9 protein-coding genes are annotated in these 12,873 nt (G+C 61.9%); all 9 read right to left on the reverse strand.

Going from position 1 to position 12,873, the window contains the following annotated elements; genetic code table 11:
* Positions 1 to 1,533 (reverse strand): ribonuclease Y, encoded by a 1,533-nt coding sequence (rny, locus tag DMP08_RS01640; RefSeq protein ID WP_123191271.1) that lies wholly within the window; start codon positions 1,531 to 1,533, stop codon positions 1 to 3.
* A gap of 302 nt (positions 1,534 to 1,835) precedes the next feature.
* Positions 1,836 to 2,489: a regulatory protein RecX gene (locus tag DMP08_RS01645; protein WP_123191272.1), complete on the reverse strand. Its 654-nt coding sequence runs from the start codon at positions 2,487 to 2,489 to the stop codon at positions 1,836 to 1,838.
* A gap of 6 nt (positions 2,490 to 2,495) precedes the next feature.
* Positions 2,496 to 3,554: a recombinase RecA gene (gene recA, locus DMP08_RS01650; RefSeq protein WP_123191273.1), complete on the reverse strand. Its 1,059-nt coding sequence runs from the start codon at positions 3,552 to 3,554 to the stop codon at positions 2,496 to 2,498.
* A gap of 268 nt (positions 3,555 to 3,822) precedes the next feature.
* On the reverse strand, positions 3,823 to 5,076 hold the full coding sequence (pgsA, locus tag DMP08_RS01655; RefSeq protein WP_211328367.1) for a CDP-diacylglycerol--glycerol-3-phosphate 3-phosphatidyltransferase: 1,254 nt from the start codon (positions 5,074 to 5,076) through the stop codon (positions 3,823 to 3,825).
* A 4-nt stretch (positions 5,077 to 5,080) separates the two neighbouring features.
* Positions 5,081 to 6,418: a 30S ribosomal protein S12 methylthiotransferase RimO gene (gene rimO, locus DMP08_RS01660; protein WP_420541180.1), complete on the reverse strand. Its 1,338-nt coding sequence runs from the start codon at positions 6,416 to 6,418 to the stop codon at positions 5,081 to 5,083.
* A gap of 16 nt (positions 6,419 to 6,434) precedes the next feature.
* Positions 6,435 to 6,932 carry a YajQ family cyclic di-GMP-binding protein gene (locus tag DMP08_RS01665; protein WP_123191274.1) on the reverse strand — a complete coding sequence of 166 codons (498 nt, stop codon included), beginning with the start codon at positions 6,930 to 6,932 and terminating at the stop codon, positions 6,435 to 6,437.
* Positions 6,933 to 7,031: 99 nt separating this feature from the next.
* Positions 7,032 to 8,201, reverse strand: a complete 1,170-nt coding sequence (locus DMP08_RS01670) for a helix-turn-helix domain-containing protein (RefSeq protein ID WP_123191275.1) — start codon at positions 8,199 to 8,201, stop codon at positions 7,032 to 7,034.
* Between the two features lie 4 nt (positions 8,202 to 8,205).
* Positions 8,206 to 10,734, reverse strand: a complete 2,529-nt coding sequence (locus DMP08_RS01675; protein WP_123191276.1) for an FtsK/SpoIIIE family DNA translocase — start codon at positions 10,732 to 10,734, stop codon at positions 8,206 to 8,208.
* A gap of 97 nt (positions 10,735 to 10,831) precedes the next feature.
* Positions 10,832 to 12,736: a ribonuclease J gene (locus DMP08_RS01680; protein WP_123191277.1), complete on the reverse strand. Its 1,905-nt coding sequence runs from the start codon at positions 12,734 to 12,736 to the stop codon at positions 10,832 to 10,834.
* Between the last annotated feature and the right edge of the window lie 137 nt (positions 12,737 to 12,873).

Raw genomic sequence — 12,873 nt, forward strand, 5'->3', positions numbered from 1 at the left:
TTACTTCGCGATGCCGACCGCACGGCTCTCGCGAATGACCACGACCTTCACCTGGCCGGGGTACTGCATCTCGTTTTCGATGCGCTGCGCAATATCGTGGGCGAGCACCGTAGTAGCCGCTTCGTCCACCGCTTCGGGTTCAACCATGACGCGCACTTCACGACCTGCTTGGATTGCGTAGGTGCGCTCAACGCCCTTGTACGAGTTCGCGATTTCTTCAAGTTTCTCAAGACGCTTGATATAGGCGTCAAGCGTCTCTTTGCGCGCACCGGGGCGTGCGGCAGATACGGCGTCTGCAGCCTGAACCAGAACGGCAAGCACGCTCGAAGGTTCTACGTCATTGTGGTGAGCTTCGATAGCATGCACGATATCGCCCTTTTCGCCGAAACGGCGAGCAAGGTCGGCGCCGATCACGGCGTGGCTTCCCTCGACCTCGTGGTCAACGGCCTTTCCCAAGTCGTGCAGCAAGCCGGCGCGCTTGGCCGGAATGGGATCGAGTCCCAGCTCCGAAGCCATGACGCCCGACAGGTACGCGACTTCGAGCGAATGGTTGAGCACGTTCTGTCCGTAAGAGGTGCGGTACCGCAAGCGACCGAGCGTCCGCACGAGCTCAGGATGCAGGTCGTGAATTCCCGTATCGAACGCAGCCTGTTCGCCGGCCTCCTGGACTCGTTGGTTCACGAACGCCTCGGCCTTGCCGAACATCTCCTCGATACGAGCCGGATGGATACGGCCGTCTGCAACAAGGTTCTCCATTGTGACGCGACCGATCTCGCGGCGCACCGGATCGAAGCAGGAGATCGTCACGCACTCGGGAGTGTCGTCGATGATGAGGTTCGTGCCTGTCAGCTGCTCGAACGAGCGAATGTTGCGACCTTCGCGGCCGATGATGCGGCCCTTCAGGTCGTCCGATGGAATATGGATGGTCGATACCGTGGTTTCAGCGGTATGATCGGCCGCAACGCGCTGGATTGCCAGGCTCAGGATCGAACGCGCCTTCTTGTCAGCCTCGGCCTTCGCGCGCGCTTCGGCATCGCGGATAATAGCTGCGGAGGCATGCGTGACCTCATCTTTCAACGTATCGAGCAACTCGGCTTTTGCCTCGTCAGGGCTCATGCCTGCCACGCGCTCTAAACGGTGGTTGATCTCCTGCTCCGCCTCGGACAAATCGCGTTCGCGACGATCGAGCTGCCCTTGCATCGACGAGATCTGATGTTCGCGCGAATCGAGCGATTCCACGCGACGGTCAAGCGATTCCTCGCGCTGGGATATGCGGCTCTCGGCGGCGCGCACTTCGCGCATGCGCTCCTTGCTTTCAACTTGCGCTTCCTGCTTGAGCCTAAGCGCTTCGTCCTTCGCCTCGACGATTGCTTCTCGGCGCAATGTCTCCGCCTGTCGTTTCGCATCGGTCACCACGGATTCCGCTTCTTGCGCCGCACGCTTAGTGGACGCATTGACGAGAAAACGCGTGATGACGAATCCGAGGGCGATGCCAGCTGCGGCTCCAACAACGAGCCAGATGATTTCAGGCATACGCTCCCCCCTTTCGTTTCGCATTCTGTCAGTGTGCTTCAAATTACTCGTAGGCATAAAAAATCCCGGCAAAACCGGGCATGAGCGAACGCACGCGATACGGGAAGCATCGTATGAATTTGTCTATAAGAAGTACCCTCATCAGGTACGTTTCACCCAAGCTTCTATACATAATAAGGCTTGTATGCGATTTGTAAAAGCCCTCGACAAGAAATATTCGGAAACGACAAGGCGAAACGCACCTTCACGAACAGGGCGGTAAAACGGAGGCATCGGACGCGCAAGCCATCCGACGCCTTGCCTTATCCTGTCTGATCGAACTGCGACGAGCGAAGGGATTCGTGCCATTGACGGGCAGCTGAGGAAGCGACCGAAGAACCGTAGCCCTTCTGGATGAGTTTTCTATACGCCGCCTCCCGAGCGTTCTTCGACCGAGGAGGCTTTCGTTCGAGCAAGGCGATGGCACGAGAGACCTCCGCGGCATCGTCGCCGACCCTCTGCCCTTCGGACAACGACGCAACTTCGTCAACGGCAATGCCAAGGTCCTCGAGTTCGGCGACGATGCCGCGGCGTCCCTTGCCCTGCGAAAGACGGCTTCGAACGAGCACGTCGGCATAGCGAAGGTCGTCGACAAGGCCGCATGCCAAAGCGCGCGCCACAGCCTCCTCGACGGCATCCTCGCAAAATCCCTCGCGCACCAAACGTCGGCGCAAAGCCTCGCTTGCCTGTTCGCGCACGCAGGCAAGGCGCTCGATCTTGCGAAACGCGCGTTCAGGCGAATCGTCCGACTCTTCTTTATCCCGGTCGGCGAAAACGCTCTCGTTCGAGGCGGGTCGAGCTTTTCGCTTGGAGCTCGCTGTTTGACGCGCGCCCGGCAGCGAGCTCCGCTTCCCTGATTCGATCGCAGCGATATTCGCCCGTAAGAGAGCTTTCACGTCGTCAGAGCCATGCGACATGACGCGCTACTTCTTTCCCTTGGGCTTCGCTACCGGAGAGAGGATGTCCGCTTCTTCTGCCGATCGCGTGATAATGGGGATATCGAACGCCTCGCGCACCTTGTTCTCCAGCTCGTCGCGCAGGTCGGGGTTCTCCCTAAGCGTCTGCTTCGCGGCCTCGCGCCCCTGTCCTAAGCGCTCTTCGCCGTAGGTGTACCATGCACCTGACTTTTTCGCGACGCCGGCCTCTACCGCCATATCGACGATGCAGCCTTCGCGAGAAATGCCCTCGCCGTACATGAGATCGAATTCAGCCTGGCGAAACGGCGGCGCCACCTTGTTCTTCACGACTTTTGCGCGCACGCGGTTGCCCACGATCTCGCCGTCTTTTTTAATGGAGTCGATACGTCGGATGTCGATGCGCACGCTTGAGAAGAACTTGAGCGCCCGTCCGCCGGTCGTGGTCTCGGGATTGCCGAACATGACGCCGATCTTCTCGCGCAGCTGGTTGATGAAGATGCACGTGGTGTTCGACTTGGAGAGCGAACCTGCCAGCTTGCGAAGCGCTTGAGACATAAGGCGCGCCTGCAAGCCAACCGTAGTATCGCCGATCTCGCCTTCGATCTCGGCCTTGGGCACAAGAGCCGCCACGGAGTCGATAACGATACAATCGATAGCGCCGCTTCGCACGAGCATGTCGCAGATTTCAAGCGCCTGCTCGCCGGTATCGGGCTGGGATATAAGAACTTCGTCGATATCAACGCCAAGACGCGCCGCGTACACCGGGTCGAGCGCATGTTCGGCGTCGATGAAAGCGACGATGCCGCCGAGCGCCTGCGCTTCGGCAAGCACCTGAAGCGCAAGCGTCGTCTTGCCGCTCGACTCGGGACCGTAGACCTCCACGATGCGTCCGCGCGGCACCCCTCCGATGCCCAATGCAGCATCAAGAGGAAGCGAGCCTGTGGGTATAGCGCCTATATTGAGGCTCTGATCGCTTTCGCCGAACTTCATGATGGAGCCTTTTCCGAACTTGGTCTCGATCTGATCGGTGGTCAGCTTGAGCATCTTCGATTTTTCTTCGTTCATGCGCTTCCTTCTCTTTCCGCAGGTGCGCCAAAGCGCCGCTTTTCGACTTCTCCTATTATACGAACATCTGTTTGTCGGTCAAGCATTTTTATCAGCAAGTCCGCAATTCAAGTATAGAAGCCCTTTCTAGCTGAATCATGACGTGCATACAGCCGAAAACCCGCTCGATCCTTTTCGGATCAAACGGGTTTCCAACATGGCTCTATCGAGGATCTGCACCGAATCTTGCTGAAGCGTCACGCGAATCTAGCAGAAACCTATCGCCGTTCTAGCGGCTCTCCAACGCATGCTGCATGACCTGGAGCGCAGCGCGCACCGTTTGGAGCCGCACCTGCTCGCGCGTGCCGGCAAAGCAGCGCATCTCCGCTTTGACCGTGCCGCAGTCGTCAGCGCAGCCGAGCCATACCGTCCCCACCGGTTTGCCCGGCTCCGCTCCCCCCGGGCCGGCTATGCCCGTCACAGCCACTGCCACGTCGCAGCGAAGCTCTGCGCGCGCACCTTGAGCCATGGCCTTCGCGGTTTGCTCGCTCACTACGCCATGCGCGGCGATCGTGTCGGGATCCACCGCAAGCACTAGGCTTTTGACCTCGGTCGCGTAACTGACCACGCTTCCGCGCATTACATCGGAACTGCCCGGGATCTGCGTAAGCGTAGCGGCGATCAGCCCGCCCGTCAGGCTTTCCGCCGTTGCGATGGTCTTTCCAGCCGCGCGCGCCGCGGAAAGCACGGTGGAGGCAAGGGTTTCAAGCGCCTCGGGGGCTATTCTGGCAAGATCCGCATCGGAAAGGCCCTGGCTCTCTGCGGGCGCGACGGGCGACACCGGTTCGGGCGTCACCGCGCGCGCATCTTTCGATCCCCGACGCTTCCGCTTCGGCTCCTTGGGCTTCAGCCCGATCAGGTGACGCGCTTTGTCGATGTAGTCCAGCATGGACACGATGGTCAGCACGAGCGCCACGATCATGACGAGCCAGCTGATCATCCACATCCAGTCCGAGAACGCAGCGTGCACGCTGCCCACCATATAGCTGTCCTTGATGGTGAACAGCACGATGGCCACCATCTGCGAAACGGTTTTCGCTTTGCCGTACCAGCTGGCAGCGATAACCACGCCCTCGCTGGCCGCCACCATGCGCACGCCCGAAACGATGAACTCGCGAGCCAAGATGACGAGCACCACCCAGCTGGGCAGGGCTCCCAGCTCGATGAGCGCCAGCAGGGCCGCTGCAACAAGGATCTTGTCCGCCAGCGGGTCCATGAACTTTCCGAAATCGGTGACTTCCCCCCGGCTGCGAGCCAGGTAGCCGTCAAGCCAATCGGTGCATGAGATCAGGATGAATATGCCAGCAGCGATGAGGCTCTTGGAGTCGTCCGCCACCTGCGGCAACCCGAACCACTGCGGCCAGGGACTGAGCAATGCTACGACGAACAGGGGCACCAGGCAGATGCGCACAAGCGTCACGATGTTCGCCGGCGTCCACAGCTTGTCGGTCGGCGTAGGCTTCATCTGGCTTGAGCTGGCCATGGGACTACTCCCCCTCCATCTCGTACAGCAGCGTGTCCGTGATTTTCACGCGCTTGATCTGCCCCGGCTCGCCCGCCTCCACGTACGTGACGCCGTCCACCTCGGGAGCTTGGCACATGGCGCGGCCGAACAACTGCCCGTCCTCCTCCACGCCCTCCACAAGCACGTCCAATTCGAGCCCCACGCGGGCGGCTATACGCGGACAGCACACCGCATCGGCCAAGTCGCGCAGACGCTGGGCGCGATCGGCCTTCTCGTCTTCATCTACTTGATCGGGCAAATCATAGGCCTTTGTACCCTCTTCGCGCGAATACGGGAAGACGCCCACGTAATCGAACAGGCCCTCCTCCACGAAATCGCACAGATCCTCGAACTGATCGTCGGTCTCTCCGGGGAACCCGGCTATCAAGGTAGTGCGCAGCGTAGCATGGGGAATGCGCGTCCTTACGCGGTTCGCAAGCGCCTCGAACTCGGCGCGCGAACCCGAACGATTCATAGCGCGCAAGATGGAGGGGTCGACGTGCTGCAACGGGATGTCGAAGTAGTCGCACACGTTTTCGTGCGAGGCTACCGCATCGAGCAGCTGATCGGTCAGTCCTTGCGGCTGGATATACATCACGCGGAACCAAGTATGGGAAAACTCTTCGGCTAAAGCGGAAACCAGCCATGCTAGAGAAGAAGGTTCATCGAGATCCCTGCCCCACCTGCCAGTGTCCTGGGCAATCAGAACGATCTCGCGAACGCCCCCGGCAACCAACCCGGCTACTTCGGCGCGCACGTCCTCGTACGCGAAGCTACGGTATCGACCGCGGATGTACGGAATGGTGCAGAAACTGCAGAATCGGTCGCACCCGTCGGATATCTTCACGTAAGCCGAGACGCTCGCTGAAGCTGCTTGTTTCGCGCAGACGGCTTCCACCGTATCGAAGCAATTCGATGCAGCGGGTTCTTCGCCGAGTCCGAGCGCGTCCACGAGAACCTGCGCTATGTCGTCCTCGCGGCTGCACGGAACGAACGCGCGCGCTTCGGTCAGCTCGCCTGCAAGGTCGTCGCCATAGCGGGCCGGCATGCATCCGGCAACGATGAGCGCGGCCCCCTTGGCCACGTTGGGAAGGCCTGCCACGTCGAACACGGCCTCAAGGCTTTCCTCGGTAGCGCTTTGGATGAACGAGCACGTATTGACCACGACGGCGTCCGCAGCCGCGGGGTCGTCCTCCAGCGCGAACCCTGCTTCCGCAAGGCGCGCTTTCATGTGCGCCGTATCGACCTCGTTTTTCGCGCACCCGAGCGTAACGAACGCCACGGCGGGAGCCGCGGCGTTCGGCTTTGTTGCTGACATCATGATAGGGCTGCCGTCCTTAGCGGTAGTTGACGTACTGAAGGGGCTGGCCGTAGTCCTTCTCTTTAAGGAAAGCGATGACCTCCTGCAAAGCATCGCGGGATGCGGAGCTTACGCGCAGCTTGTCGCCTTCGATCTGCACCTTCACCTTGAACTTTTCGGCCTTGATGTCTTTGTTGATCTTGCTGGCGGTCTCCTTGTCGATGCCTTCGACGACGGTGCCCTTCTGGCGCACGCTCTGCCCGGCGGCGGCCTCCGGATCGGCCCATTTGATCGCGCCCAGGTCGATGCCGCGGCGAATGATCTTGGAAGCGATCACGTCGATGACCTGCTTGGCCACGAAGTCGGCCGGAGCCGCCACCGTCATGGTCTTGTTCGCCTTGTCGAGCGAGATCTCGGCGCCCGAGTCCTTCAGGTCGTAGCGCTGCGCAAGTTCCTTCTTCGCCTGCTGAAAGGCGTTGTCGACCTCCTGCATATCAACCGTGGAGACGACGTCGAAGCTAGATTCCTTGGCCATGGAGACCGTCCTTTCCGTACAACGCGGCCTGCAAGAGCGCAGGCCGCTTGAGCGTTCGCATCATGACAGCATACCGCATTTCTGCAGGTGCTTGTTCGTTTATTCGGTGGAGGTGCCCGTAGATCCCGTCGCGCCGGTTGCCGTGCCGCTTCTCGAACCGGCACCCGTCGATGCACTCGAACCGGTCGACGCAGCGTCGGGATGATCGGCCTTCCATTGCTCCAAATACGCTTGGAAGTCCACCGTGCACTGCGGCATGCCGGACGCATCCTTGCCGTCGAAGCTCACGGCCTTGCCGTCCACCGTGATGGTCACCGCGTCAACGACCCATGTGGCAAAGCTCCACGTGCCCGTAACGTCGACGGTTTCGGTCACCGGGCCGGTGATCATCTGGGGCGTCTGGGTCCCGTCAGCCGTTATGACCGCGTACACTTCCTTTCCGGTTGCAACCTTGTACTCCACGGTCACCTTGGTGGGCGCGGTTTCCACGGGCTTCGCCTCCTGCGGTGCGGGCGTTTCCTGCCCGCCGCTCGACCCTTCGCCGTTCTGCGTCGTGTCCGTCACGCCGGTGATGGGGACCTTCGGAGCGTCGTCGGTATTGCCGCCTTTGCCGCCGAACGCCAGCACAAGAACCAGGATCAGCAGGATCAGGATGACGCCGCCCGCAATGATGAAGGGGAGTTTCGATTGCACGGCGTTGGGGGCCTTGGGCCCGGCATAGAAATTCGTGTAGTGTCCGTTAGGAAGCGCCGCATGCCTGCTTGGATGCGTGCGATCCTCTGAGTACAGACGCCCGGGTGCGCCGGCGCGCGAGCCGTAATCGCGCACGTATTCGCGGCGGTCGTCGTACATCGTGCGCCCGAGCGCGTTTTGGCGCGGCGGGCGTTCGGCCTCTTGCTGGGCAGCGCGCTCGCGCGGACGGACGGGTCCGCTGCTCCTTCCCGACGAGCTTTCCGCACGTCGGGACCCCGTCCCCATGTCGAAGCGCGCGCCGGTTTTCGTCTCAGTGCGCACACGCCCCACCTGATAAGCGTACGCCTCGTCCAGATACATGCGCGTCATTTCAGTGGGATTGAGTCCCACGAGGCGCGCGTAGGCGTTCACCATGTTGCGCGCGTAACCGCGCGGAGGCATGCGCGAGAAGTCGTTTTCCTCGATCGCACGCAAGATGTCGGGCCTGATGCGCAGCCGACGCGCGGCCGTGGCCAGATCGTAGCCTTTGCGCTCGCGCGCCTCGCGCAGAATCATCCCGAAATTAACCTGAGCCATCCTGTTACTCCTCCGGACCCGACGCGTCGTTCGCTTCGAACGCTTTCAGCGTTTCGAGCTCCATGGCGTCTACCAGCACTTCGCGGGGCTTGCTGCCGTTCGGCGGCCCCACGACGCCTTTTTCCTCCAGCATGTCCATTATACGGCCAGCGCGCGAATAACCCACCTTGAGACGGCGCTGGATGTTCGACGTGGATCCCAAGCCGCTCGACACCACGATGTCTGCAGCCTCCCAGATGAGCGGATCGTCCGAAAGCCCCGAGCCGCCGCTGCCGTCGGGCTGCGAGGCTCCCAAGGTGATGAGATTCGTTTGCAGGATCTCGGAATGATACTCGGGCTCGCCCTGCTCTTTGAGCATGTCCACCACGGCATTGATCTCGTCTTCCGAGACGTAGCAGCCCTGGATTCGCTGAGGCTTGGCGTATTCGGGCTTCGACAGCAAAAGGTCGCCCAAGCCGATCAGGTTCTCGGCTCCGGGCGTGTCCAGCACCACGCGGCTGTCGATGCCCGACGCCACGTTGAACGCGATGCGGTTCGTGATGTTCGCCTTGATGAGGCCTGTGACCACGTTCGTGGACGGACGCTGCGTGGCCACGATCAGGTGGATGCCCGCCGCACGCGCCAGCTGCGCGATGCGGCTGATGGAGAACTCCACCTCTTTGCCCACGTTCATCATGAGGTCGGCAAGCTCGTCGATGATGATCACGATGTAAGGCAGTTCGCCGCCCAGGTCGTTGGCGGGAGGCTCCTCGCCCGCTTCCGCAGCACGCTCGGCCTCGGCTTGCGCCGCTTGCACCTTGGCGTTGTACTGCCCGATATTGCGCGCGCCTACCTTCGAGAACACCTTGAGGCGGCGCTCCATTTCCGCCACGCCCCATGACAGGGCGCTAGCCGCCTCGCGCGGCTCGGTCACCACGGGCACGTACAGATGGGGAATGCCGTTGTAGGGCGTGAACTCAACGCGCTTGGGGTCGATCATGATGAAACGCACCTCGGACGGCGTCGCGCGCATGAGGATGGACATGATCATCGCATTGATGGACACCGATTTACCCGAGCCCGTGGTGCCGCCGATAAGCAGGTGCGGCATCTTGGCCAGGTCGGACACGATGGAGCGCCCTTCCACGTCCTTGCCGATCACGATTTGGAGCGGCCCGGCGGGCGCGTCTTTGATGACATCGCCCAGAAGCACGCTTTGGCGGGTTCGGTTCGGCACCTCGATGCCCACGTAGTTCGTCCCGGGAATGGGTGCGAAGATGCGCACGCCCGGAGCGGCCAGCGCAAGCGCGATGTCGTCCTCGAGCGCCGTAATGCGGCTCACGCGCACGCCGGCGGGCAGGTCGACCTTGAACAGCGTGACCGTAGGCCCGGCCACCCAGCCCACCACTTCCGCGAATATCTGGAAGCTCTCGAGCGATTCCTGCAGGCAGGCCGCAGTCTCCTTCAGTTCGACGTCCGACGCGACGTCCTTCTTCGCGTTCTTGGACGTGGCCAACAAGCTCATGGGAGGAAGCTCGAAGCCGTCTTCAGGGCGCGGAGCGGCCAACGGCGTGCTCGAACCCGACGAGGGCTTCGGCATGGAGGCGGTAGCATCAGCCTCGCGCTCGTGCTTGCGGCCAAGCTTGCGCGTAAGCGTCTGGGGAGCCTCTCCTGCCGTATCGGCGGCGGGGCCTACGCGCCCGATGGCTTGCGTGGCCAGGGACTGCGAGCTGCGGCGAGCCTTCGAGGACCGCTCCTTTTCGGCTTTGCTGCCCTTAGGAAGCACGTTGGTGGCCCCCTGCGAGAATGCGTCGCCCATCGTGGGAACGACGGGGATCTTCGAGCTTGCCGAGCGCTTGACGCGCGCGAAGGGCGGTGCAGCCAGCACGTCGTCGCCCTCCCCTGCTGCCGCCGCGCGCGCGTCCTGCACGCGCTCGATGAGCTTGGAAAGGGAGAAGCCGATGACGATCAACCCGGCCAAGATCACGCCGAGCATGATAATGCATGATATGACCTGGCCGAACAGACGAAGGCCAACCCAGGCGATGCCGGCACCCACGTATCCGCCGCGCGAAACGAGCTCCGCCTCGACGAACAGGCGATCGACGGCGTCAGGAACCTGTTCAGGCGTGAACAGGGCAAGCAGCACGAGCACCGCCACGAATATCATGACCAACCCCACCGTCACTCGCAAGGGAACGCGCTCGCGCTCGAACCGAGCTAGAAAGCTCGCCCCTACGACCAGCAGGAAGAACGGCAGAATGTACGCGCCCAACCCCAGCAGCAGATGCAGGGCGCTCGAAACGAACGAGGTCACCACCGCGTCGGAAGGCAGAACAGCCGTCACGAACAAGACGATGCCCGCAATGGCGAACGCGACGCCGGTGATGTCGCGACGCACGCGATCGTCGAACAGGCGCCGCTCGTCGGCCGCCGCCTTCGCGCGGCTCGAAGAGTTCTTGCCGCCGCGCTTCTCTGCGGGCGAAGCGGCACGTCCCTTTGACTTCGAAGCCGCTGCCTTAGATTTCGATGTGGTTGATGAGTTCCGGGCCACGCCCCGCTCCTTCGTGCTGCATTTGATCTACGTTTGATGAGTTCGTTTTTCGTCGGCGAGGGCCGCATGCGCCCAAGGCACATGCGGCCATTATAGCTTAAACCTCCAGCAAATTTACAATTACCATGGGGCGCGTCTTCGTGCGCTCCCACAGCAGCGAAAGGAGCGCGTCGCGCGCGGCCTTCTTGATCTCTTTAACGCCGCCATCCTTGGAAAGCGCGCGCCCGATGGCGTTCTTCACCGTAGTCTGAGCTTCGCGGACCAGGTAGTCGTCGTCTCCGCCCGTGATGCCGTGCATCTCGACCTGCACCGCTCCCGCCACGGACTTCTTCTTCCCCGAAACCGCCGCGGCCACGGCGGCGAATCCCTGCGCCGCAAGCGCGCTGCGCTCGTCGAGCACGCCCTGGGACGTATCGCCCACCGACAGCCCGTCCACGAACACGATGCCCGACTGGACGATCTCGCCGCGACGGACGCCGCGAGAGGTCAGCTCAAGGCTTTCGCCGTTTTCGCAGATGAACACATTGTCCGCGGGAACCCCGGTCGCCTCCGCCAAACGCGCATGAGCGCGCAGGTGCGTGGCCTCGCCGTGAACGGGCATGAACGCCTTGGGCTGCACGATGGAAAGAACGAGCTTCAGCTCCTCCGCTCCCGCATGGCCGGACACGTGCACGCGGGCACGGTTCTTGTCATACACGTCGGCGCCGATCTTCGCAAGCGAGTTGATGACGCGCGTCACGGCCTTCTCGTTGCCGGGAACCGGCGTGGCGGACACGATGACGGTGTCCCCTTCGTCTATGGAGATGGTGCGATGGTCGCCGTTGGCGATGCGCGCCAGGGCGGAAAGGGGCTCGCCTTGGCTGCCGGTGCACATGATGACAACCTGATCTGCGGGAATGCCTTTAAGATCGTACGCATCCACGATGTCGGTGTCGCTGATGTCCAGATAGCCCAGACGACGCGCGATATCGGTGTTCTGGATCATGGAACGGCCCGTGACCACCACCTTGCGCCCGTTGGCGACCGCCGCATCGCAGATCTGCTGCATGCGATGGATATGGCTCGCGAACGATGCGATGATGACGCGGCCCTTCGCCTGGGAGATGATCTTCGCCAGTTCCTTGCCCACTTCAGCTTCAGAGGGCGTGAAGTTCGGGTTCTGGGCATTGGTGGAATCGCTCATCATGAGGTCCACGCCCATGCTGCTGAACTTCGAAAGCGCCCCGAAATCGGTGGTCACGCCGTCGATGGGGGTCTGGTCCAATTTGAAGTCGCCGGTATGCAGCACGTTGCCGGCCGGACTCTGGAAGAACACGCCCACCGCGCCCGGGATGGAGTGGTTCACGGCGAAGAACTCGGCGGTGAAGCAGCCCAGCTTGACCTGGTCGCCCGGTTTGACTTCCACGAGCTTGGCGTTCTTGATCCTGTGCTCGGCGAACTTGCCCTCGATCAAGCCGAGCGTCATCTTCGTGCCGTAAATGGGAACCTGGCGGTCCAAGTCCTTCATCAAGTACGGCAGCGTGCCGGTGTGGTCCTCGTGCCCGTGCGTGATGATGATGCCGCGCAGCTTGTCGGCGTTCTGCAGCACGTAGGTGTAGTCGGGCAGGATCAGATCAACGCCCGGATGATTGTCGTCGGGAAACATCAGGCCGGCATCGTCGAGCACCATGTCGCCTTTGCACTCGAACGCGGTCATGTTCTTTCCGATGGCGTCAAGGCCTCCTAGGGGGATGATCTTGAGCGTGGCGTTCGGGTCCTTTTCGGGCGACGCGAAGTTGCGGCGCGCGTTCTGCTGGCCCGTCCCCGTAGTGCGACGGTTTCCGGAGCCCTCTTTCGAAAGCTGCGGACGCTGGCGGTCCAGCTTCACATGCTTGTACGAACGCGTTTTCTCGTTCGTCTGCGCCTTCCCGCCCTCGGCTTGAGCGTTCCCGCCGTTTTGACGGGGCTCGGTTTTGCGCGCACGACCGTTTCCGCGTTGCGCGCGCGGCTTGTTTTCTTCCATATCATTCCTTTTCATCATGCGCGCGCATCAGCGCATACGCAAGGAGCCGGGAGACCCGGCTTCCTCGCGCGAAGCCTGAACCAAAACGGCCAGCTTCTACGCTTCCGCACGTCGCGGCTATGTCAATGCGTCGTGAC

Origin of the sequence: Paraeggerthella hongkongensis (genome assembly GCF_003726035.1) — a bacterium.
Taxonomy (GTDB): Bacteria; Actinomycetota; Coriobacteriia; order Coriobacteriales; family Eggerthellaceae; genus Paraeggerthella; species Paraeggerthella hongkongensis.

What these genes read in the sequence shown, in the direction of transcription:
- DMP08_RS01680 (WP_123191277.1), bottom strand. Translation starts at nt 12,736, where the DNA reads ATGGAAGAAAACAAGCCGCGCGCGCAACGCGGAAACGGTCGTGCGCGC.
- pgsA (WP_211328367.1), bottom strand. Translation starts at nt 5,076, where the DNA reads ATGGCCAGCTCAAGCCAGATGAAGCCTACGCCGACCGACAAGCTGTGG.
- DMP08_RS01645 (WP_123191272.1), bottom strand. Translation starts at nt 2,489, where the DNA reads ATGTCGCATGGCTCTGACGACGTGAAAGCTCTCTTACGGGCGAATATC.
- recA (WP_123191273.1), bottom strand. Translation starts at nt 3,554, where the DNA reads ATGAACGAAGAAAAATCGAAGATGCTCAAGCTGACCACCGATCAGATC.
- rny (WP_123191271.1), bottom strand. Translation starts at nt 1,533, where the DNA reads ATGCCTGAAATCATCTGGCTCGTTGTTGGAGCCGCAGCTGGCATCGCC.
- rimO (WP_420541180.1), bottom strand. Translation starts at nt 6,418, where the DNA reads ATGATGTCAGCAACAAAGCCGAACGCCGCGGCTCCCGCCGTGGCGTTC.
- DMP08_RS01670 (WP_123191275.1), bottom strand. Translation starts at nt 8,201, where the DNA reads ATGGCTCAGGTTAATTTCGGGATGATTCTGCGCGAGGCGCGCGAGCGC.
- DMP08_RS01665 (WP_123191274.1), bottom strand. Translation starts at nt 6,932, where the DNA reads ATGGCCAAGGAATCTAGCTTCGACGTCGTCTCCACGGTTGATATGCAG.